Genomic DNA, 22,412 nt, shown 5'->3' with positions numbered 1-22,412 from the left:
ACTCAGCGAAAGTTTGCCCATGCCGTCCACCGTCGACCTCGCCGCCCATCCGCTGACCGCATGGCAAGGGCCGCTCGGCCTGCCCGATTTCACGCGCATCGGCGACGGCGATTTTTCTCCGGTCTTCGACGCGGCCCTCAAGGCGCATGAGGCCGAGATCGAGGCGATTGCCGGCAACACCGGGACGCCGACCATCGACAATACACTTGCCGCGCTCGAGCTTGCCGGCGAGGCGCTCGACCATGTCTCCTCGATCTTCTGGTGCCGCGCCGGCGCCCACACCAATGAGGCGATCCAGGCGCTGGAGCGCGACATCTCGCCAAAGATGTCGCGGCACTTCTCGGCAATCTCGATGAACGAACGCCTGTTCGCCCGCATCGACCACCTCTATCAGCGCGGCGATGCTTTGAAGCTCGATGCCGAAACGCTGCGGGTCTTGGAAAAGACCTGGAAAAACTTCGTCCGCTCCGGCGCCAGGCTCGACGCCGAAGGCAAGAAGCGGCTGGCCTCGATCAACGAGGAATTGTCGTCGCTCGGCACCAATTTCGGCCAGAACGTGCTTGCCGACGAGCGCGACTGGGCGTTGTTCCTCGACGAGGCCGACCTTGCCGGCCTGCCGGAATTCCTGAAAAGCTCGATGGCGGAAGCCGCCGAGATGCGCGGCCAGAAGGGCCGCTACGCCGTCACTTTGTCGCGTTCGATCTACGAGCCGTTCTCGACCTTCTCAGAACGCCGCGATCTGCGCGAGACGGCGTTTCGCGCCTTCATCATGCGTGGTCAGAATGGCGGCGCCACCGACAACACGGAAGTGGTGCGCGACATGCTGCGCCTGCGCGCCGAGAAGGCGAAGCTGCTCGGCTATCCTTCCTACGCCGCATTGAAGCTCGACGATACCATGGCCAAGACGCCGGAGGCGGTGCACGCGCTGCTCGATCCGGTCTGGGAAAAGGCGGTGGAAAAGGCCGCAAGCGACCAAACCGAATTGCAGCGGCTGGCGGCCGAAGCCGGCAGCAACGAGAAATTCGCTGCCTGGGACTGGCGCTTCTATCAGGAGAAGCTGCGCGCAGAGAAATTCGCCTTCGACGAGGCCGAGCTGAAGCCGTACCTGCAGCTCGACCGCATCATCGAGGCCTGTTTCGACGTTGCAACACGATTGTTCGGCATTTTTTTCGAGGAAAAGAAGGGCATTGCCACGTGGCACCCGGACGCTCGGGTTTTCGTGGTGAAGAATGCCGACGGAAGCGAGCGCGGCCTGTTCCTCGCCGATTATTTCGCGCGACCCTCGAAGCGCTCCGGCGCCTGGATGAGCGCGCTGAAATCCGGTTATAGGCTTGGCCCTGGCTCGAAGCCGGTCATCTACAACATCATGAATTTCGCCAAGCCGCCGGCCGGCGAGGCCGCCTTGCTGTCGGTCGATGAGGCCAAGACCCTGTTCCACGAATTCGGTCATGCCCTGCACGGCATGCTGACCGACGTCACTTGGCCGTCGGTCGCGGGCACGTCGGTCAGCCGCGATTTCGTCGAACTGCCCTCGCAGCTTTACGAGCACTGGCTGACGGTGCCGGCGGTGCTGGAAAAACATGCGCTGCATGTCAAGACCGGCATGCCGATGCCAAAGGCGCTGGTCGACAAAATGCTGGCGGCGCGCACCTTCGGTGCCGGTTTCGCCACGGTCGAGTTCACGGCCTCGGCGTTGGTCGACATGGCCTATCACGCGCGGCCGGACGCGGCGGATCAGCCGCTTCGTTTCGAAGCCGAAACGCTCGAAAAGCTCAACATGCCCGACACCATCGCCATGCGTCACCGCACCCCGCATTTCGGCCACATCTTTGCCGGCGATGGCTATTCTGCCGGCTATTACTCCTACATGTGGTCGGAAGTGCTTGACGCCGATGCGTTCGCCGCCTTCGAGGAAACAGGCGATCCCTTCAATCCGGCGCTGGCCGAGCGGCTGCGCAAGAACATCTACGCCGCCGGCGGTTCAAACGACCCGGAAGAACTCTACACCGCCTTCCGCGGCAAGATGCCTTCCCCGGAAGCGATGATGGCCAAGCGCGGGCTGGTGTGATGCATGCCCGCTCTTGTCACCGTTCTCTTTCCATCCTGATTGATCTCGGCTGTCATGGCGGCGGGTTGCGCACCGCCTGATCCGGTTTCCGCCGGTCCCGTTCGGCCTCGTTGGCTGCGGCCGCGTCGTTGAGGTGACTGCACTTAATGCGGTCTCCATCGTTCCGGCCGAAGGAGCCGCGTTCATGGCGGCGCTACGGGCTGTGCGGGGGTAGGCAACGACAGCTTGCCCGCTATGCTGATCGGCCGCTGCCGCATCCGGACCGCGCCTTGCGACGACCGCTACGGAAATAAATCTCTCAGTCGCGAACGTCAGCCCCGCCAACGGAGGCGGGGCTGGTAAGTTGATTGTCCCGGCAAGCTTTTTTGCCGGGGCGATTGGCCTAGGCAGGCACAAAGCCAAAATAGGCTTTGTAGGAAGCCCCCTCGCCGGAAATCAGGGGCGTTTCCACTTTGAACCCAATCCCGCTGAAGGTGGTATTGTTCGTACGTGCCGCGAGCAACACCATCTGCTTTGCGGAGATGGTCACTGTCGCGCTCCCGATCCTGTCATCGCCCCAATCGAAGAGATCGCTGATGGCGCCGCCGATCGATGGCATCAAGGATCCCAGGGCCGGGCCGGCTATCGCGGCAATGATAGGTCCTGCCACCGGAATGAGGCCCAAAGCCAGCGTACCCGCCGTATGGACGCCCATCACGACCTTCTGCACTTCGTCCTTGTACTTGTTCGGATCGCCGAAATCATTTTCCATCAGCACCGTACCGATATTGATGCCGTAGGGCTTACCTCGATAGACCTCCATCAGGTCGGGTCTCGTATCTCCCGCATCGACGTCGCCATAGACCTGGCTGCGCTTGGTGTCGGCGATCCGCGGCGTTGCCACGCTGACGATGACATAGGGCTCGTCCGCACCACCCGGCCCCTGATCCCAGTCGGTCTCGCCGAAGCAATGGAGGCCGGTATAGTGGACGACGACGTCTCGAAGGTCGATCGCGCCGGTGTCGGGCCACCAGTATATGCCGCCGTTTTCAAACAGATTGGCGCGGCCTCCTTCGGCAAATTCGGTCTCGTCGGTCGTGGGATAGCCCAGATATGACTGTTCCCAGCCCAGGCTCTCCCACTTCTTGCGGATGTCACCGTACACCACGTTGGCTCCTGTGTTCGGTGTCCAGTAGATCGAGCCGGCATTGGCAAAATGGTTGTAGCGCCCGACGCCGTCGGGAGTTCCGGTTTCGTCGGTGACCGGATAGCCGAGAACCGAGCGCTCCCAGCCCATTGCTGCCCATTTGCCGCGAATTGCCCCCCAAATCGCTTGAGCACCGGTGTTCGGTGTCCAGTAGATCGAAGCGGTATTGTTGTTGAAGTGATTGTATCGGCCGACGCCGTCGGGAGTGCCGGTTTCGTCGGTGCAGGGAATGCCCCACGCGAGACCGCCAAGCGCAATCCACTTCCTGTAGATTTCGCCATGGATCTCAAAGGCGTCGTGCATGGCATCGTTGTAACAAATGCATGAGCCGTACTTGAGATACCAGGCTTTTCCAGTGTCCTTCCTGTCGATCTCGGCGAAGCCGGCGCCTCCAAGGGAGTTGTACTTTTGCTGTATGACAGCTTCGGGCGAGAGGAGCGACCAAGGCCCGATCCTGAGCTGGTCGGAAAGTCTTGTGGCTCCAGCGCGGATGGTGCCGGCACGCATTCTCGAAGTTGCTCTGGCAGTATACGGCATGACCTTTTCCTTCCTGTGAGTGTTGGTATCGGGGGCTTCAGGCCTCCGGCGATCGGTTTTGATCGACGGGCCGAGGTTCCCAGACCGCGACTTACGGACGGCTTACGGAGTTCCGAGCTGCGCCAGAGCAATTCCAGGAAAAGTGTGGAACGGTTTTCCGTCCGGAATTGCGCAAAAATAAAGAGATAGAGCGGTTCGGCGTTTCCGTGAAACGATGAACCGGTCTAGAGAAACGGGCGCACGAGCGAACGCAGCAAAGGCGAGGGCTCGTCATCGCCGGTCGAAGCGAGCGCGCGTTCATAGCGCCGGTAATCCTCGATGGCGCCGGCATGGTCGTTCCTGGAGAGGCTCTCCTGGATGAGCGTGCCATGGAGTTTGGCCGATTCCGGGTAGAAATCGAGCGCACGCCGGCACGCCTGGCGTGCCCGATCCGCGTTGCCTTGGCTCTGCCAGTGTTTGGCGATCCGCACGGCAAGCTCCACCAACCCGTCCCGCACCCGGTCGGCCGCGGCGTTCGACCAGGCGGGCGTCGGGCCATTCGAGAAAAGCGGGCCGACAAAGCCTTCCAGCAGCATCTCCTGCTCCTCGATTGCGCTGTCTCTTTGGCCCGACAGAACGGGTTTCAGCCGGTCTTCCCAATCCTGCAGATCGATCCAGACCTTGTCGGCAGCGAGCCGCAAACGGCCTTCTCTCAGCGTTACGAGTTCGCCTTGCCCGAGCAATTTGCGCAGACGATGCAGCGCCTGCTCCAAGGCCGCTTTGGCCTGGTCGCCGTCGAGGTCGGGCCAGAGCCAATCCTGCAGGGTTTCCACCGAACAGACCTGGTCCCTCGACAGGCAGATAATGCGCAATATGTCGAGAGCGCGGGTAGGTTTGGCACCGGGCGCGACCTCGGCGCCATCGATCTCGAGGCGGAAGCCTCCCATCAAGTGGATCCTGAGCGGCCAAGGCCACTGGGCGGGTCGGCCAGCGGGCGGGACCAGATATCGCGCCCGAACGACGCGGCGGCAGAGATCGACGTCGATCTTTCGCTCCAGCGCATCGGCGACCAGATCGGCCACTAGGTCCGGCAGGTTGAGCAGGATTGCGGAGGGGTTGACCTGGCGCAACGCCTCCATGAATTCAGCCAGACGACTGCCATAGGACGCGCCGCCGTTCCACTTCTGCTCCAGGGCCTGAGCGGCCAGAATGTTGAGTTCGACGCGCTGGCGAGGGCCGCCGCTCAGCCTTTCGACGATCTCCTGGAGTAGCGCAATGGCCTCCGCTGGACGCCGATCGGCCAGCAGGACCTGGTATTTGGTGACGTAATGCGGCCAGCGTTCGATCATCGGCTCATTCGCCCGCTCGATCGCATCCATGAAGGCATCGCAGTCGAGATAAGCCTTGACGAAGTCGCCGTTGCGCGTGTGCATCGCCGCGTGGCAGTCGGCGACTACAGCGACCTGGGTTGTGAACCTGCTGTCCGCGATCTCGCCCAGCCGGGAGACGAGCGCATTGAATTCCGAGAACCTGTTGTGAAGCTTCATCAGCAATTGAAGCTGATAGAGGGCGCTGAACTCGACGCCCCGTAAGGCGTGCTGCTCGCCTATCGCCGTTGCGCGTCGCAACGCATCCTCGGCCGAGGCATAGACAAAACCGCGCCGCGAATAGGGGAAGTAACGGCCGCTGGCCGAGCCAAAGGACACCAGCCACATGCCGAGCACCAGCGGCGGGATATCCGGATGTTCGAGATCGGCGGCAACGCTGTCCACGGCATTGGCAAAAATGTCGCGCTGCCCCGACGAGGTCGCGTAGTCGATGAGCGCTTCGCTTGCCAGCAGGCGCAACTCGACCGAATCCTCGATCGGCAGATGTGTCAGGCGCTGCTGGATATCATTCACGAGGCGCTTCGCGTCATGGGCGTCGAATTCGCCAGGTTCGGCGAAATCGACGGCCCGCAGGATGCCGAGCCTGACCATCATGAGTTCCTCCGGATCCAACTCCGGCAATCCCTTGGCAAGAACCTGTGAGGCTCGGCGCGTCCAATCCGCCAGCCCCTCATGCGTACGCCAGCTGGCGGTCTTGACTACGACCGCCCGCGCGACCGTCAGGCATTGGCCGCGCATGTCGGTGTTCTCGAATGCTTGCCATGCCTTGGAGAAGTGCGGTTCGGCCTTCGCATCGGCCGATGCGAAGGCGACGCCCAGCCAATAATGGACCCACCCGTCCATCTGGTCGGGGGGCAGCCTGTTGCACCATTCGACGAAGCTGGCCCTGCGCCCTTGCGAGAGAACGCCGTTAGCGCACTCCAGAATGAGCTGGCGTGCCAGCGGCCAGGCGCCCGCCTGCAACGCCAGCACGATTGCCGCGTCGGTTTTGTCTGCCTCGTGCAGGACCTTTGCTGCCTGCTCGCGCAGCCTGGAACGGTCCGCTTCCGTCACGCGCCGGTCCAGTAGGCCGGCAAGGTATTCGCGCAACAAGTCATGCAGCTGGAAGGCGGCGCCGCCCGGACCGTCGCGCGTGATCAGCAGCTGGCGATGCTGCAGCCGCACCAGCAGGCGAGCAGCCTGCGGCGAGCCCAGGAACGCATCGGCAAGCTCCGTGCTGATCTCCGGCAGAACGTTGAGCCTGATAAGCAGATCCTGGTCCTCCGGCGCGATGTCGCGCAGGAAATAACGTCCGACAATCTCCCGAAGGCCGGCGCCTCCGGCAAGGCCGGTCTGCGAAAGCGGGTAGTACATTCCGGCGTTGGCCAGCAGGAGAAGGCCCACCGCCCAGCCGCGCGCCTCCGAAATGTCGCCGACCTCGGACGGCGATTGCGAGCGGGCGGTGACGAGGTTGCGAGCCTCCGCAGGCGAAAACTCCAGCAGCGTTTGGTTGAGCACCGGCAACTGTCCCGACAGCACGAGGTCGGCGACATCGCCCTCGGGCAGCATCCGCGATGTGCAGATGCAGCGGACGGTGTTGGGGCGTTCGCGCAACAGGATCGCCAGCGTCCGGCGAAAGCCTGGCGCATCGGCACGATGCAGATCGTCGAGGACCAGGATCGTGCCCGGATCAAGCCGCGAGAAATAGGTGCGGAAGAACAGCCGCGCGAAATCGTCGGAATTGTCGGCATATTCCGGACCAAAGACCGGCATGCCGGCATGCCTGCCGTCGAGTGACAGCGTCAGATAGTGGAAAAGGCGCGCAACGTCCTGGTCCTCGGTGTCGACCCGATACCAGTTATACGCCGATTCGCCTTGCTTCAGGCCGCCTTGTTCCAGCCCGCCGTGTTCCAGAAAGTCGATCACCGCGGTCGTCTTGCCGTATCCACCAGGCGCAGCCAGCCAGCATGCACCACTGTCGAGGGCCTGCGAAAGCAGCGCCACTACGCGCGGACGGCTGACAATTCCCACTGGCCGGGGTGCCGAGAGCTTTGCTATCTCGCGCGGCGCGTCCCGGAAGGATTTATCCATTGTGAGGACTCTCGCAGCGCAGTCGCCTCGCGAAAACAGGTAATCGGTTCGCCCGCAACAACAAATCGCCGGCCGGCGTTGTGCTCGCCTGACGTGCCGTGCTCGCCGGCAAGGTCGCGGTTATCCCTTGTGCGACATGATATGCGAAACCCCGACACTCACGTCGGCGGTGTGTCTTGCCATCACTGCGTTCATTCGCATTGCAATCGCCGCATAGCCGTTTCGTTCGTGGTCGGTAACTTCCGAGGGCTTGAAGAGCCAAGGAAGGGGTGCAACCTGCGCGTCCTCGAAATTGGCCGGCAGATTCGATGGCAAGGCCTTTTTTCCTAAAGGCAGCTCTAGCCCAAGGTCACTAAATTCGTCCTCGAGGCTGGCGTGCAGATGAGAAAGCACCACATAGATCGCCAGCTTTGATCTGGTCCTTTCTGTGTTGTTTTGATTGTACTCTTGAAGAACCTCATCGAACGATGGCGATACGTCGCTTTCCGCAGCGGTAGCTCGTGTTGCAACAGCACCGGCCAGGGCAGTCGCTGCCATTCCTGTAAGACCTACAAAATCACGCCTTGTCGCGCTGGTCATGGTGAATTCCCCTCGGTTTTGAAGACGGACCAAGTCTGGCAAGGACGAGGCGCAGTGGCAATAGGCCGCATACGCTACTGGTGTAGAGGGTCTTTACGTCGCCGATGTGAATCCACCCGGCAACGATAGTGCCAAGCCGCCAGCAGGCTGCAATGCGTTCGCGAGCTTCATCTGAGAGACGCCGTGAACCAAGGAGGATTTCCTTGGAATTCATCCAGGCAAAGGGTGCGAAAAAATCCGCTGGTGGAGCTGAGGAGGATCGAACTCCTGACCTCGTCATTGCGAACGACGCGCTCTCCCAGCTGAGCTACAGCCCCGTCCAGCGGATGGGGCTTTTATCGGCCGCTGCGGTTTCCTGTCAAGGCTGCGCGTGCTGCCGAAATGCCGTTCGGCCGTTCGTCCGGCTTCGCCATGCGGCGGAAGGCGGCTCTTGCCGCTTTCACCTACAGTGGCTACATGTCGGGCGTTCGCAAGGAGCAACCGATGATCGCAGTCTTTTATACGCTGCATGCCGCGATTAATATCTATTGGTATATTGTGATTGGTGCGGCTATCTTCTCGTGGCTTTACGCCTTCAACGTCGTCAACTCGCGCAACCAGCTTGTCGACTCTCTTGGCAACATGCTTTATCGGCTGACCGAGCCGGCATTGCGGCCGATCCGCCGCGTCCTCCCGGACCTTGGCGGGATCGATATCTCGCCGATCATCCTGTTGCTTGCGCTGACATTTATCAGCGTGTTCCTAGACACGACCGTTCAGCCGATGTTCGGTATCGGATCGATGTGAGTCACGGGACGAACCGTTTCTTTCGACTTCGCGCCGACGGCATCGACCTGTTCGTCCGGCTGACGCCGAAATCAGCGATGGACAGGCTCGAGGGGCCCGAAACGACCGCGGATGGGCGAAGCCATCTGAAGGCTCGCGTCCGCGCCGTGCCGGAAAACGGCGCCGCCAATCGAGCGCTGGAAAGGCTGGTCGCCAAGGCGCTTGGCGTGGCCGCTTCGGCCGTCTCGATCGTCGCCGGCGGCACCGCTCGGCTGAAGACGCTGCGCGTGCTTGGCGATCCCGCGGAGCTGGCGAAACGCATCGATACGCTGGGCACGCCTGCGCCGTGATCTCGGCTCGCTGATCCACCCTAGAAAAAAGGCCGGGCTGAAAAGCCCGGCCAAGATGTGAAGGTCGAAACCTTCAGAGGGGAACGCGCCGAACGAATGGGAGGAAACATCCGACGCGAATTGCATATGGGTTGGCATCGACGACGTTTCAATGAGCCCCGGGGGAACCACCTTCGCGATCAGGCTTTTAAACATTTCGACTATCTGATCAGCAGCTCGACGAGGTCGATCCGTCCTATCGCGACTGATGCGGCAGGACAGCCACCGCAACCCGACCGGAAAGCTCAATATGACCGCCACTCGAGTCCTATTCTTCGATGTTCTGGGAACCGTCGTTGACTGGCGCAGCGGCATCGCAAGGGAGGCCGGCGCCTTCCTCGCGCGAGTTGGTGCAGAGCAGGTCGATCCCGGTGAATTCGCCGATGCGTGGGCGTCGCGCTATGACGCCTCGACCGAGGCGGTGCGGACGGGGCACCGCCCTTTCGTTTCACTTGACGTGATCAACAGGGAGAATCTGGACGCCACCCTCGTCCAGTTCGGGCTGGCCCCATCCGAGCTGCCGACCGCCGAACTTGAGGAACTCAACCTCGCCTGGCACCGGCTGGAGCCGTGGCCCGATTCGCTGAAAGGCCTTGCGAGGCTAAAGGAACGCTTCATCATCGTGCCCTTGTCAGGGGCTAATACCCGGCTGTTGCTGGATATGGCCAAGCGCGCCGGCCTGCCTTGGGACACCGTCCTTGGCTCGGATGTGTTCGGCACCTACAAGCCTGCGCCGCAGGCTTATCTCCGCGCAGTGGAGATCCTGGTGGTGCGACCTTCGGAGGCCGTGTTAGTCGCCGCGCATAATGACGACCTGGCTGCGGCACGAAAATGCGGTATCGGAACCGCCTTTGTTGCTCGGCCAAAAGAGCATGGCCCGGCGCAGACGACCGATCTCTCGCCTCTTGAGAGCTGGGACTTTGTGGCCGACGACCTTGTCCATCTCGCCCAAGTTCTCCCGTAGGCACAGGGCAAAAAACCTACGCGATGTCGTCGCGAATGCAGGCCTTCAGATGGCCGTCGGCTGTCGCCCTCAGTGGCGGTACAGCCCCGGCGCAAGCCTCCAGCGCGAACGGGCAACGGGTTCGGAAAACGCAGCCCGACGGCGGGTTTGCCGGGCTTGGAATATCGCCCTTGAGCACTTGTCGGTCTTGCCTGGCTAGCGGATCGAGCGACGGAATGGCTGACAGCAGCGCGCGCGTGTAGGGATGCTGCGGCCGGGCATAAAGCTCGGCCGCCGGCGCAACCTCCATGATGCGCCCGAGATAGAGCACGATGACCGTGTCGCAGATGTACTCGACGACAGCCAGATCGTGCGAAATGAACAGCATAGTCAGGCCGAGCCGGAGCTGCAGGTCGCGCAACAGATTGATGATTTGCGCCTGGATCGAGACGTCGAGTGCCGAGACCGGCTCATCGGCAACGATGAATTCCGGCTCGAGCGTCAGCGCCCGGGCGATGCCGATGCGCTGGCGCTGGCCGCCCGAAAATTCATGGGCGTAGCGGTCATAGGCGTCGACCGGCAACTCGACCGCGGCAAGTGCCTTCTCGGCCTTCGCCCGCCGCTCGGACTTCTTGCCGATGCCTTGAATGTCCAGGCCTTCGGTGAGGATCTGCCCGATCGTCATGCGCGGCGACAGGCTGGCGAAGGGATCTGGAAAATATACTGCATCTTGCGGCGCTGGCGGCGCAACTGGGCGGCACCCAGCCTGGTGATGTCGGTGCCGTCATAGTTGATTTGGCCGGATGTCGGCTCGATCAGACGCAGCACCGAGCGGCCGATCGTCGTCTTGCCGGACCCGGATTCGCCGACCAGGCCGACCACCTGGCCACGCCCGATATCGAAAGAAATATCCTCCAACGCCCTTACGACGGGTCCGCGCGAGAACGCTGTCGGCGCAAAATGCTTGGTCAGGTTTTTGACCGAAAGGAAAGGAACGTCGGCCATCAGAGCTCCTCCCAACGCAGGCAGCGGCTTTGCTGGGTCCGCGTTGCCGCAAACAATGGAGGGACCGCGGCGCGGCAGGCAGCGATAGCCATCGGGCAACGCGGCGCGAAGGAACAGCCTTTGGGCAGCAAGGCGAGCGACGGAACATTTCCGGCAATGGTCGGCAGCGGCGTTCCCGCCGCCTTCAGCGCCGTGGCCTGTCCGAGCCGCGGCACCGAGCGCATCAACCCGGCGGTGTAGGGATGACGCGGACGGGTGAACACTTCGCTCACCGGACCTGTTTCGACGATACGCCCCGCATACATCACCGCTACCCGGTCGGCGATTTCGGCGACGACGCCGAGATTGTGGGTGACGAACAGGATGCCCATGCCGCGCTGCGCCCGCAGTTCGGCCAAAAGATCGAGGATCTGGGCCTGTATGGTGACGTCCAGCGCGGTCGTCGGCTCGTCGGCGATCAGCAAGCCTGGATCGCAGGACAGGGCCATGGCTATGGTAGCGCGCTGGCGCATCCCGCCAGAAAGTTCGTGTGGATATTGCCGCGCCCGCCGCTTCGGATCGGGAATGCCGACCTGTACCAGCAGCCGCACCGCGTCTGCTTCTGCCTCGCGGTGCGATTTGCCGAGATGGATGCGGATCGGTTCGGCGATCTGCTCGCCGATCGTGTAGACCGGGTTGAGGCTGGTCATCGGCTCCTGGAACACCATGCCGATCTCGTTGCCGCGTATCTTGCGCAGCGACTCGGCATCGAGGCTGGTCAGCTCGGTGAGCGTGCCGTTCTTGCGCCGCAGCGCGATCGATCCCTCGGCAATATGTCCGACCCTTTTCGGCAACAGGCCGATGATCGACAGGCTGGTGACGGATTTGCCGGATCCGGATTCGCCGACGAGCGCCACCGTCTCGCCGGAGCCGATCGTCAGGTCGACATCCGTTACCGCCGCGATGTCGCGCCCCGCGATGCGGAACACCGAGCGGAGGCCGGAAATCGAGAGGATCGGCGCGGCACTCAGCGGAGCAGCCCCACATCGCGAAGGATCATGTCGATCTTTGCGGTTTCCTCGTCGTTCAGGCTGCGCTGCGGCCGCGCCATGGTGTTCGAGGCGATGATGCCGAGGCTCTTCATCGCCGCCTTGAAGGCGCCGACGCCGGCCGAGCCGGCGCTGGTCCTGCCGAGCGAGATCCAGACGATCTCGAACAGTTTCAACAACCGCTCCTGTTCCAGGCGGGCTTCGGCATGCTGTCCCGCCCGCATCAGCTTCCACAGCCTGACATAGCCGTGCGGATCGACATTGGCGAGCCCCGGCACGACGCCGTGCGCACCCATGGCCAGCACGCTGTCGACCAGGATCTCGGAGCCGGTCATGCCGAAGAAGCCCGGGTCGTCGGCCATGTCCTTGAGCACGTAACGCAGATTCCCGTCATCGCCGCTGGAATCCTTGATGCCCGCAATGGCGCCTTCCCTGGCGAGGCCGACCGTGGTCTTGCGCTCCAGCTTGATGTGAACGCAGACCGGGATATCGTAGGCGATGACCGGAATGTCGATCGCATCCTTGATATAGCGGAAGTGGTCGCCGATCTCCGGCTGGCTGGTGCGGGTATAAAACGGCGCGGTGACGACGATGGCGTCGGCGCCGGCCGATCTGGCGATCCGGGCGTGGTTGATGACGCGGTCGGTAGTCGGGTCGATGACCCCAGCGAAGATCGGAACCCGGCCGTTATTGACCTTGACCGCGTGCTCGAGGATGGCCCTGCGGCCCGCCTCGTCGTGGAAGACCACCTCGCTGGTCGAGCCGAGCACGAACAGCCCGTGAACACCACCGTCGAGCAGGTTCTCGATAGTGCGGGTGAACGACGGGAAGTCGATGCTGAAATCGGCATTGAGCGGGGTGACGACAGGTGGCACGACGCCGGTAAACAGGGGCATTTTGATGAACCTTTGAGGTCAGTTGAGATCGGAGCGAGGGTCGAATGCGTCGCGCAGGCCGTCGCCGATGAAGTTGATGGCGAGCACGGTGAGCACCAGTGCGGCGCCCGGGAACATCCATTGCCAGGGGTAATTTTCAAGCACGACGGTGGAGCGGGCGAGATTGAGCATGTTGCCCCAGCTGGCTTCGGGCGGTGCGATGCCGAGGCCCAGGAAGGACAGGCCGGCCTCGAGCAGGATGGCGTTGGCGATCTGCAAGGTGGCGTAGACGACCAGGATATCGATGCAGTTGGGCAGGCCGTGCCGGAACAAGAGATGCGGCAGCCCTGCCCCCATGCCGCGGGCAGCGACGACAAAATCGCGCTCGCGCAGTTCGAGCAGCCGGGCGCGCACCATGCGCGACAGCACCGGCCAGGAGAGCAGCGAGATCACCAGGATGGTCGGGGCGATACCGGTGCCGGCGATCGAAGCCAGCACCAGCAGGAAGATCACCGGCGGCAGCGTCATCGCCAGGTCGACCAGGCGCATCACCGTGCCGTCGACAAGACGCCCGCCAAAGCTGGCGACGGCGCCGACCAGGAAGCCGATGACGGTCGATATGGCGACCGAGCAGACGGCGACCAGCAATGAGATCCGCCCGCCTTGCAGCAACCGGGCCATGACGTCGCGCCCGACGCCGTCGCTGCCCAGCCAATGAATGGCCGACGGCGCCTTGTTCATTGCTCGGAGGTCGATGGTGTTAGGACCGAACGGCCACCACAAAGGATAGGTCGAAACAGCCAGCAGGATCGGGATGACGATCAAAAGCCCGGCACGCGCCGCGCGGTTTTCAAAAAAGCGGTCGAACGCGCGGCGAAGCGGGCCTTTGGTTTGCGGCACGGCTGTCGGGTCGACCGTTGGGTCCGGCGCAGTGATTGCCATCATGCCACCTGAATGCGCGGGTCGACGACGGCATAGACGACGTCGGTCAAGAGGTTGACCAGGATGACGCAAACGCCGATCACCAGGGTAGCGCCCATGATCACCGGGTAATCGCGGGTGCCGACGGCGTTGACCAGAAGCAGTCCCATGCCCGGCCAGTTGAACACGCTTTCCAGGAAGATGGCGCCGCCGATGGCGATGCCGACAGTCGAGCCGATCAAGGTAATGACCGGCAAGAGCGCATTGCGGGTTGCATGCTTGATGATCACCCAGAACTCGCGCACGCCCTTGGCACGCGCCGTCCGCACGTAATCCTGGTTGAGCACTTCCAGCAGCGAGGCGCGCATGTAACGCATGATCAGCGCGGCATGGCCGACGGACAGCAGGCAGGCGGGCAGGACGAGGTGCGCAAGCACATCCGTCGCCGAGAACGGCGCACCCGCGGTCTGCATGCCGCCGGACGGCGCCCAGCGCAGCAGCACCGAGAAGAAATAGAGACCGAGCAGCGCTGTCAGAAAAGCCGGGCTGGAGATACCGATAAACGACAGCACCGACAGCGCGATGTCGGATGGTTCGTTACGGCGCACCGCGCTGAAAATGCCGGCGGAAATGCCGAGCACGATGGCGATCGCCAGGCCCGTACCCATCAGCAGCGCCGTCGGGCCGATGCGTTCCATGACCAGTGGCAGCACGGCAACGCCGCTGCGCTGAATCGAATAGCCGAAGTCACCGCTCAGCGCCGCGCGCAGCCAGGCGAGATATTGCACGGGAAGCGGCCGATCGAGCCCGAGCCGTTCGCGCAGGCCCTCGAGGTCGGAAGCCGACATGGGGACCGATGGGTTGATATAGGCGTCGATCGGATCGCCCGGCGCCAGCCGCAACAGGATGAAGATGAGGACGCTGAGCGCGACCAGCATCAGCAATCCTGTGGCGCTGCGGCGGGCGATGAAGCTCAACATGGGCTTTCCGTGGCGGTGGCAGGCGGCGCCAAAGTGGTCCCGCCTGCTCGCTTGGTTGCGGGTTTCTTACTGGATGTCCCAGCGCTCGGGGTGAGCTGCGTAGGGGCCGCCGCCCGGCGCCGGCGTCCAGACGAAGTCATGCAGCTTGTTGGAGGCTACGCCATAGCGGTTGGCCACCCACAACGTGGCCCAGGGTAGCTCCTTGTTCATCACCTTGCAGACCCCCTGCCAGGATTGATCGAGCTTGGCCGGATCGGTTTGGCCTAGCGCGGCGTCCAATGCGGTGCTCAGATCGTCGAACTCGATGCGCATGGTGTTGAAGCCTGCCGGCGGGATCTGCGACTTGTTGAGGCCGGGATTGAGGCCGGCCGGGTTGGGGCCGTTCTGCAGGCCGGCATAGACCATCGGAAAGGCGTTCCAGTCCGGCGTGCCTTGCTTGTAGACGATGCCGTTGTAGGTCGGCGTATCGACGACCCGCGGCACCACATTGATGCCGACCTCGGCCAGCATCGACTGGACAGCGGCCATCACATTGGCCGCTTGCGGCGAGCCGTAATAGGTCAGCAAGGTGATCGGCTTGTCGCCGTTGATCTTGTCCCAGCCGGCCTCGCTCAGCAGCGCCTTGGCCTTTGCCGGATCGTAGGCATAGGGTTCGAGGCCTGCGGGAACGAGATGCGGCGCGACATAGCCGCAATTGGCTGGCTCGGCGGCACCGCCGTAGAGGCTGTCGATGATTGCGTTGCGATCGATCGCGTACATGATCGCCTGGCGGACACGGATATCCCTAAACAGGTCGACCTTCTGGTTCAGGCCGATATAGTTGACCACGTACGAGGCACCTTCGATCACCTTGAAATTGCTGTCGCTCTTGAACGATGCCGCATCGTCGGGCTCGACATAGGTGAACTGGATTTCGCCGGCACGGAGCGCGGCAACGGCCGCCGCCGGCGACTCGAAATAGCGGTTGATGAGCACGTCTACCTTCGGCTTGCCGCCGCGATAATCGTCATCGGCTGCCAGTTCGACATATTGGTCGGTCACGTAGCGCTTGAACTTGAACGGGCCGGTGCCGACCGGAGTGGTCGACCACCAGGTGCTTGTCGCCAGCGATTCCGGCGGCAGAGCGGCCAGGGCATGCTCCGGCAGGATCATCAGCTGCGAGAGGATGGATAGAAACGAGCCGTTCGGTTTCGATAGCTTCACCACTGCGGTGTGGTCATCCGGGGCATCGACCGAGGCGATGTTGGCGAGGCGGGCGGCAAACAGGCTGCCGGAGGCCTTGTTCTTGGCAAGCTCGAGGGTGAACTTGACGTCCTTCGAGGTGAACGGTTTGCCGTCATGCCAGGTCTCGTTGACCAGGTTGAACGTATAGCTCAGCTGGTCGTCGCTGATCTTGTAGTCCTTGGCGAGGTCGCCTTCGATATCGGCCAGCCCGGCATTGTAGATGACCAGCGGTTCAAAATAGGTGCTGATCCAGGTGTAGCCGCCGGTCGCCACCAGCGGGTTGAAGTTCTTGGGAAAACCGCCGGGACCGACGTCGAAGCCGCCCGCAATGGTCTTGGCGCTTTGTGCCTGGACACTGGTCAATGGGGCAATGCTGGCGAGCAGCAGCCCGGCGACTGAGAATGCGATGGTCCTGATACGCATGGTTTCCTCCCTTGGCATAGTCAGGTTGTTCTTCAGCTTGTTCGGTTTTTTGCGATAACCTGCTGGATCCCCCGGTAATGGTCGTCGAGCCGCCGACGCGCCTGGTCGACGTCCTTGGCGGCGACAGCCTCGACGATCTCGTGATGGTCGCGCCATGTCGCCAGCGGCGTCGGATTATCGAGATTGGTGAAATTCGAGGCCTTGTTGAACGCCGTCCAGAAGATGTCGATCAGCGCGCTCAGCATGTGATTGTTCTGGCAGCGGAACAGCAGCTGATGGAATTGCTGGTCCTCTTCGGCGAAGCTCTCATGGCGCTCGGCACGTTGCCGCATGCGCTCGGTCAACTGGCGCAGCGCCTCGATGTCCTCGGCACTGATCATCTCGATCGTCTTGGCGATGAGGCCGGTTTCCAGCACGCGACGGATTTCGCGCAGCTCTTCGACATCGCGCAGCGAATCCTGCAAACCGTAGGCCAGGTTATCCAGCAGCGGCTTGAACGAGAACTCCTTGACGAACACGCCGATGCCGCGTCGCGTCTCCAGGATGCCGATCGATTCCAGCGCCTTGATGGCTTCCCGCACGGAGTTGCGGCCGACGCCGAGCCGCTGCGCCAGGAACGTCTCCGGCGGCAGGGGATCGCCTGCCTTGAGCTGGTTGCTTTCGATATAGGCCCTGAGGCTTTCCTGCACGGTGACGTGAAGCAGCGGCGGTCTGCTCAACGGTTCGATCGACTTCAGTTCCGCCATCCCACTGCCTTCATCATCCGCTGAAGCTTGCCCGCCGCTTGTCGTATAGCCACTTGTAGGATATCCTGCAAGCCCATAACAAAGCTGCTGCCTCCGAATGAAGATTACCCTCGCCGGCTCGAGCCATTGGCACGCCGAAATACACCTCGACGCCGCACGCTTTTACGGCACGGAGATCACCGGTATCTGGGACGAGGATCCTGGCCAAGCGCAAGCGTTCGCCGCGCATCACGACCTGCCGTTTATCGAAGATTTCAAGGAGATACTCTCCAGCCCGCCGGATGTGATCCTGTTGATGGGGCACCCTTCGATGGTGCCGGCGCGGGCACGTGCGATCATCGCGGCAAGGATACCGCTGATCCTGGAGAAGCCGGCGGCCAGCCATACGAGGGAACTGATGGCGCTGCGCGACCTTGCCAGGCAGCACCAGGCTTTTGTCGCTGTTCCCCTGCCCAACCGTTTCGGGCCGGCCGTTGCCGGCCTTGAACGGCTGCGCCGGCAAGGTCGCGCCGGCCCCGTGGCGCATTGCCAGTTCCGGCTGGTCAACGGCCCGCCGCAACGCTACATCGCCGACGGTGTCGCCTGGGTGCTCGACCCGGCGGTTGGTGGCGGGGGTGCGTTGAGGAATCTCGGCATACACGGCGTCGACGCGGCACTCAGCCTCGCAACCGGCAAGCTCGGCCTGAAAAGCGTTTCGATCGCGAACCGCATCCATCCCGGCCCGGTCGAGGATCACGCACTTCTGGTGCTGGAAGACGAGGCCGGCGCGCTGTTCATCGTCGAGGCCGGTTACACCTTTGCTTCGATGCGCCCCGGCGGTGACTTCGAGTGGCGCATCGTCAGTGCCAATGCCACCCTCATCGATCATGGCGACCATGTTATCTGCGCAACGCTCGACGACGCGGCAATCGTCGACTTGCCGGTCGAACTGCCGGCAACGCGCTATCGTCTGTTCATGCGCGATACGCTTGACCGGCTGGCCAGAAAGGCGCCTCCGCCGGTGTCCATCGAAGATTATGTTGCGGCGATGTCGCTGATCGACGCCGCTTATCAAAAGGCAGGACCATGATTGGAATAGGAATTATCGGCGCCGGCGATTTCGGCGCAGCCCATGCGCGGGCAATCCGCGAGGTTGGAAATATTCGCCTCGTCGCGTCCTGCCGGGGAAATACCGATGCGTTGGAGCGATTCACCGCCGAATATGGCGGCCGCGGCTACACTGATTGGCGCAAGCTGCTGGACGACAAGGAGGTGGATGCGGTCCTCATTGCCAGCCCGCACCATCTCCATGCCGAAATGGCCATCGGCGCGGCAAAGGCCGGCAAGCATATCCTGCTCGAAAAACCGATGGCGCCGACGGTGGCCGCCTGCGATGCGATCAACGCCGCCGTGGCCGATAGCGGCGTCAAGCTGATGGTCGCCCACCTTATGCATTTCGCCCTGCCCTGCATGGCGGCCAGGCAAATTCTGGAGGAAGGAGCGCTCGGCCGGCCGCTCGCCGGATCGAGCTGGATCATCAAGCTGTGGATGGAGCACAATCGCCGCGACTGGCATCTGCGCAAGGCGACCGGCGGCGGCATGCTGTTGACGGCCGGCATCCACGCGGTCGATCGCCTGGTCTGGCTGATGGATGACGATGTCGTGTCAGTGAGCGGCATGCTCGGCGCCAAGTTCCATGACCAGGAAGCAGACGACAGCGCTCTGCTCGGATTGCGCTTCGCCGGCGGCGGCATCGGCCAGGTGCAGAGCGTCGGCTATCGCACCGGCGCCACCACCTATGCCATGGATCTGGTCTGCGAGCGGGGAACGCTGCGCATCGACATGGACCGCGGCACCATGCTTGGCCGCGAGACGGTCTGGACCGAGCTGCCCGGTTCCTTTGAGCCGAACTGGATGCATAACGCGCTGGTGCGCGAATGGAGCGCAATGCGCGATGCCATTGCCGATGACACGCCGGTGCCGGTCGACGGCATCTATGCGCGCAAGATCGTCGCCATTATCGAGGCTGCCTTCGCGTCGAACGAAACCCGCCGCGAACACGAGATCGCCGGTGGACGCTGACCTCGACGACCATCTGGCCCGCTTGCCCGCACACGCACCGCGCGGCATCTGGGGCGCGGTGATGCTGGCCATCGACGATCGCGGAGCGATCGACTGGCAGGCGACGGAAGAGACGATCGCCCGGCTCTGCGCCTCAGGCGTCGACGGCGTCTATTCCAATGGAACGGCCTGCGAATTCCATTGCCAGACCGAGCCCGAATTTGACCGGCTTTGTGAGTTGGTCGCAACCATAGCCGGCCGCGCGCGCCTTCCTTTCCAGATCGGCATCAGCCAGTCCAATCCGCGCGTCGCGCTGGAGCGACTGACGCGGGTCGCCGGACTTCGCCCGGCGGCGGTGCAGTTCACGCTGCCCGACTGGTGGCCGCCCAGCGACGACGAGGTCATGCGCTTTGCCGGCGGCCTGTGCGACGCCGCGCCTGAAACGCCGCTGGTGCTCTACAATCCGCCGCACGCCAAGCGCCACCTGACGCTCGACGGCATCGCCAGTCTGCGTGCGGCCGTGCCATCGCTGGTCGGCGCCAAGCTGCCGGGCGGCGACGCCGGCTGGTATGCCGACATGCGCCGCAAACTGGACGGATTTTCCGTCTTCGTCCCCGGCCACACGCTGGCAACAGGCTATGCTGGAGGGGCCCATGGCAGCTATTCCAACGTTGCCTGCCTCAACCCGAAGGGCGCGATGATGTGGTGGCAGATAATCCGCACCAACATGGCCGCCGCTGCCGAGGTCGAGGCCCGCATACAGGCCTTCCTCGCCGCAAATGTCCTACCGTTTCGCACCCGTTACAATGTCGGTGATGCAGCACTCGACAAGGCGATGGCGGCAGCCGGCGGCTGGGCGCCGCTCGGCCCGCGACTGCTCTGGCCCTACAGCTCCGTTCCCGATCAGGAAATACCGGCGCTGGCCAGGGCGGCTCACGCGGCTTTCCCGGAATGGTGTAGACCCGTCACCAAGGCGCGGACGACGGAGGCGCTTCAGCAGCCGGCGCGTGCTCCCTGTATCGAGCGTGACGCAAACGCCCCCGGCTGAGGGACATCGGCCTCGCGCCGTGCCAGCGAATTGCGCAAGAGCGCGATCGCCTCGCGGCCGGCGGTCGCAATCTCGCGTGGCCTGTCGACGCCGACGATCATGAACTCCTTGATCCCCAAAGCGGCGTAAGAAAGCAGCGAAAGCGCGACCTGCGCCGGCGGCCCGGCAAGTTCGAGCGCCTTCTGGCAGGAAGCGGCCGGTTTGTCTTCCGTACGGATTCGGACGGGAAGCGCGAAACGCAGCTTGCCGGCCCGGCCGTGTTCGGCAGCAGCGCCGCGTACGCGCTCCATTGACTGGCGGATTTCTGCAAGCGAGCCAGGCGCCAGCTCGAACACGTCCGCATGCCTGCCCGCGACCCTGAGCGCAGTGCCCGACTGCCCGCCCATGCGGATGGTCACATCGGCACCATGCGGCCCCTTGCGCGGCACATAGCCGCCTTTGATGCTGTAAAAGGTGCCTTCATGGTCGAACGGCCTGTCGTTCGACCACAACCGCTTCAGCAGCACCAGATATTCATCGATGCGTTGCCAGACCACCGTATGGCCGGCCGGACGTGCCTCGGCATCGTCGTCGCTCAGCGGCTCGCTGAGCATCCTGAGCGACAGCCGGCCACCGCTTCTCGCGTCGAGGGCAGCGAGCTGCCGCGCCGCCACGGTTGGTTCGATCACGCCTGCCCAATGCGTGAGCACGACCTCCAGGGACGAGGTCCGGTCCAGCGTCTGGGCGGCAAGGTCCATATTGGTCAGCAGCCCGGCCTGGTCGTCGATGACGATCTTCCGGAATCCGGCATCCTCGATCAGTGACAGCTTCGTCGCGGTCTCGACATAGTCGTAGAAAAAGCTGGCGTCGGCAGCGTGGATCTTACCGGGAACATGCGTGAACTCGATTGGCATTGCCATCTCCTCCATCACGTTGGAATCAGGGCGCGCAAAAGCGCACCGGCATTCGGTTCATCAACTCCGGAATTTCTGCAAACGGCAGGCCGCTATCCCGAGGAAGCCTCGATGATCAGAGCCTTGACAATCAGGGGATAAGCCCCAGTACCACTGCCCCGGTGAATACAAACGCAAGGGCAAAGACGAGATAGGCGAAAGCGCCGGCATAGGCCGGCCGCCACACCTGGTCGGAACCCAGCCTTTGGCCTTTGCGGGCAGTCTGAGCGTTCTGGCTATAGGACATATCGACCTCCGTCTCGGCGCTTAATCTATAAAATCAGTAGACTTTGTCGAGTGCTATTTTCGCGCGATCCTTAGAACAATTTTCTCCAAACGGCGGACAAATTAGTGCTTTTACTGCTTAGCGCTGCCTTTCGCGGCATGCCGGGGTGACGGCAGGAAACGTCAGGTCCATATGTCTGTGGCTCCTTGGCCATCCAATGGATGAGGGATAGCATCGCTTCAGCGGAAAGCCGCGACGTCACGGCAAGGCAGCAGGGAGCAAACCATGGGCACAAGACTGGCCGGCAAGGTCGCCATCATTTCGGGCGGCGCGACGGGAATGGGCGGTGCGGCCTCGGAGCTTTTCGCGGCCGAGGGCGCCAAGGTGGCGATCGTCGACCGCAACGGCGAAGCGGCGGCGGCCACCGCAGCGGCAATCAGGCAACGCGGCCATGTCGCCGAGCACTGGGTCGCCGACGTATCGGATGAGGCGCAGGTCGAAGCGGCGGTGAAGGGCGCGACGGAAAAATTCGGCCCGTTCACGGTTCTGTTCAACCACGCCGGCACCCTCGTCATCAAACCCTTCCCTGGAGACCACGCTGCAGGAATGGGACTGGCTGCATGCCGTCAATGTGCGTTCGATGTTCCTGATGACGCGTGCCGTGCTGCCCGGCATGATCGCCGCCGGCGGCGGTTCCATCGTCTGCACCTCGTCGATCTCGGCGGTGGCGGCGACGCCGATGGAGGTGCTTTACGACACCACCAAGGGCGCCTGCCATATGTTCGCGCGTGCCATCGCCGTCGAGTTCCGCGACCGCAACATCCGCTGCAATGCGGTCTGTCCAGGCTTCATCAGGACACCGCATGGCCTGCGCGAGGTCGCCGATCTCGACAAACTCGGCGTCGATGTCTCCGACGCGGCAATGGCGGCGCAACAAGGGCGGATCGGCGAGCCGGAAGAGGTCGCGAAGGCAGCCCTGTTCCTGGCCAGCGACGAGGCCAGCTTCGTCAACGGCGCGCATCTATTCGTCGATAACGGCTTCACCGCGATGTGAAAGGCG

General features: G+C 63.0%; 18 protein-coding genes, 1 tRNA gene and 2 pseudogenes. 8 read left to right on the top strand and 13 right to left on the bottom strand.

What is annotated here, in order from left to right:
• Window positions 1-13 precede the first annotated feature (13 nt).
• Window positions 14-2,068 carry a M3 family metallopeptidase gene (locus tag NKJ32_RS00310; RefSeq protein WP_352826703.1) on the top strand — a complete coding sequence of 685 codons (2,055 nt, stop codon included), beginning with the start codon at window positions 14-16 and terminating at the stop codon, window positions 2,066-2,068.
• Window positions 2,069-2,450: 382 nt separating this feature from the next.
• On the opposite strand, the gene NKJ32_RS00305 is transcribed toward NKJ32_RS00310, so the two are convergent.
• The 4 genes from NKJ32_RS00305 to NKJ32_RS00290 form a co-directional block, all read right to left on the bottom strand.
• Window positions 2,451-3,791: an LGFP repeat-containing protein gene (locus NKJ32_RS00305; protein ID WP_352796419.1), complete on the bottom strand. Its 1,341-nt coding sequence runs from the start codon at window positions 3,789-3,791 to the stop codon at window positions 2,451-2,453.
• A 224-nt stretch (window positions 3,792-4,015) separates the two neighbouring features.
• Entirely contained in the window at window positions 4,016-7,228 is a 3,213-nt protein-coding gene (locus NKJ32_RS00300) for an AfsR/SARP family transcriptional regulator (RefSeq protein WP_352826630.1), read from the bottom strand.
• Window positions 7,229-7,348: 120 nt separating this feature from the next.
• Window positions 7,349-7,807 carry a hypothetical protein gene (locus tag NKJ32_RS00295; protein WP_352782342.1) on the bottom strand — a complete coding sequence of 153 codons (459 nt, stop codon included), beginning with the start codon at window positions 7,805-7,807 and terminating at the stop codon, window positions 7,349-7,351.
• Window positions 7,808-8,048: 241 nt separating this feature from the next.
• Window positions 8,049-8,124, bottom strand: a tRNA-Ala gene (locus NKJ32_RS00290).
• A gap of 166 nt (window positions 8,125-8,290) precedes the next feature.
• Here NKJ32_RS00290 and NKJ32_RS00285 point away from each other — a divergent pair.
• The 3 genes from NKJ32_RS00285 (at window position 8,291) to NKJ32_RS00275 (ending at window position 9,925) form a co-directional block, all read left to right on the top strand.
• Window positions 8,291-8,593 (top strand): YggT family protein, encoded by a 303-nt coding sequence (locus NKJ32_RS00285; RefSeq protein ID WP_352796414.1) that lies wholly within the window; start codon window positions 8,291-8,293, stop codon window positions 8,591-8,593.
• Window positions 8,590-8,922 (top strand): DUF167 family protein, encoded by a 333-nt coding sequence (locus NKJ32_RS00280; protein ID WP_352796412.1) that lies wholly within the window; start codon window positions 8,590-8,592, stop codon window positions 8,920-8,922. Before NKJ32_RS00285 ends, NKJ32_RS00280 begins: the two co-directional genes overlap by 4 nt.
• Before the next feature lie 289 nt (window positions 8,923-9,211).
• A complete protein-coding gene (locus NKJ32_RS00275; RefSeq protein WP_352796409.1) occupies window positions 9,212-9,925 on the top strand; it encodes a haloacid dehalogenase type II in 714 nt (237 codons plus the stop codon).
• Window positions 9,926-9,941: 16 nt separating this feature from the next.
• Here the strand turns inward: NKJ32_RS00275 and NKJ32_RS00270 are convergent.
• From NKJ32_RS00270 to NKJ32_RS00240, 7 genes and pseudogenes are all read right to left on the bottom strand, one after another.
• Window positions 9,942-10,909, bottom strand: a pseudogene (locus tag NKJ32_RS00270) (ABC transporter ATP-binding protein).
• Complete coding sequence (locus NKJ32_RS00265; protein WP_352697076.1) at window positions 10,909-11,919, bottom strand: ABC transporter ATP-binding protein; 1,011 nt, start codon at window positions 11,917-11,919, stop codon at window positions 10,909-10,911. The pseudogene NKJ32_RS00270 and the gene NKJ32_RS00265 overlap by 1 nt, the downstream one beginning before the upstream one ends.
• On the bottom strand, window positions 11,916-12,833 hold the full coding sequence (locus NKJ32_RS00260; RefSeq protein ID WP_352826629.1) for a dihydrodipicolinate synthase family protein: 918 nt from the start codon (window positions 12,831-12,833) through the stop codon (window positions 11,916-11,918). Before NKJ32_RS00260 ends, NKJ32_RS00265 begins: the two co-directional genes overlap by 4 nt.
• A gap of 18 nt (window positions 12,834-12,851) precedes the next feature.
• Window positions 12,852-13,757, bottom strand: coding sequence for an ABC transporter permease (locus tag NKJ32_RS00255; RefSeq protein ID WP_502897626.1), 906 nt, complete (start codon window positions 13,755-13,757; stop codon window positions 12,852-12,854).
• Window positions 13,754-14,713, bottom strand: coding sequence for an ABC transporter permease (locus NKJ32_RS00250; protein WP_023678169.1), 960 nt, complete (start codon window positions 14,711-14,713; stop codon window positions 13,754-13,756). The genes NKJ32_RS00255 and NKJ32_RS00250 overlap by 4 nt, the downstream gene beginning before the upstream one ends.
• Window positions 14,714-14,779: 66 nt before the next feature.
• The gene (locus tag NKJ32_RS00245; protein ID WP_352569474.1) at window positions 14,780-16,360 is read right to left on the bottom strand and encodes an ABC transporter substrate-binding protein; all 1,581 of its coding nucleotides are present in this window, start codon (window positions 16,358-16,360) and stop codon (window positions 14,780-14,782) included.
• 32 nt (window positions 16,361-16,392) lie between these two features.
• Window positions 16,393-17,106, bottom strand: coding sequence for a FadR/GntR family transcriptional regulator (locus tag NKJ32_RS00240; protein ID WP_031212077.1), 714 nt, complete (start codon window positions 17,104-17,106; stop codon window positions 16,393-16,395).
• Between the two features lie 97 nt (window positions 17,107-17,203).
• Here NKJ32_RS00240 and NKJ32_RS00235 point away from each other — a divergent pair, with 97 nt between their 5' ends.
• From NKJ32_RS00235 to NKJ32_RS00225, 3 genes are read left to right on the top strand one after another with little or no spacing between them, the layout of a single operon-like run.
• Window positions 17,204-18,175, top strand: coding sequence for a Gfo/Idh/MocA family protein (locus tag NKJ32_RS00235; protein ID WP_031212079.1), 972 nt, complete (start codon window positions 17,204-17,206; stop codon window positions 18,173-18,175).
• On the top strand, window positions 18,172-19,167 hold the full coding sequence (locus tag NKJ32_RS00230) for a Gfo/Idh/MocA family protein (RefSeq protein WP_352648135.1): 996 nt from the start codon (window positions 18,172-18,174) through the stop codon (window positions 19,165-19,167). Before NKJ32_RS00235 ends, NKJ32_RS00230 begins: the two co-directional genes overlap by 4 nt.
• A complete protein-coding gene (locus NKJ32_RS00225; RefSeq protein WP_352724385.1) occupies window positions 19,157-20,194 on the top strand; it encodes a dihydrodipicolinate synthase family protein in 1,038 nt (345 codons plus the stop codon). Before NKJ32_RS00230 ends, NKJ32_RS00225 begins: the two co-directional genes overlap by 11 nt.
• On the opposite strand, the gene NKJ32_RS00220 is transcribed toward NKJ32_RS00225, so the two are convergent.
• Window positions 20,140-21,087: an LLM class flavin-dependent oxidoreductase gene (locus NKJ32_RS00220; RefSeq protein ID WP_352696941.1), complete on the bottom strand. Its 948-nt coding sequence runs from the start codon at window positions 21,085-21,087 to the stop codon at window positions 20,140-20,142. The genes NKJ32_RS00225 and NKJ32_RS00220 overlap by 55 nt on opposite strands.
• Before the next feature lie 130 nt (window positions 21,088-21,217).
• Entirely contained in the window at window positions 21,218-21,373 is a 156-nt protein-coding gene (locus tag NKJ32_RS00215; protein ID WP_023678176.1) for a hypothetical protein, read from the bottom strand.
• Between the two features lie 264 nt (window positions 21,374-21,637).
• On the opposite strand from NKJ32_RS00215, the pseudogene NKJ32_RS00210 reads away from it, so the two are divergent.
• Window positions 21,638-22,406, top strand: a pseudogene (locus NKJ32_RS00210) (SDR family NAD(P)-dependent oxidoreductase).
• Window positions 22,407-22,412 lie beyond the last annotated feature (6 nt).

The sequence above is a fragment of the Mesorhizobium sp. M0159 genome (assembly GCF_040322295.1).
GTDB lineage: Bacteria > Pseudomonadota > Alphaproteobacteria > Rhizobiales > Rhizobiaceae > Mesorhizobium.
This window is presented reverse-complemented; position numbering and strand designations above follow the sequence as displayed.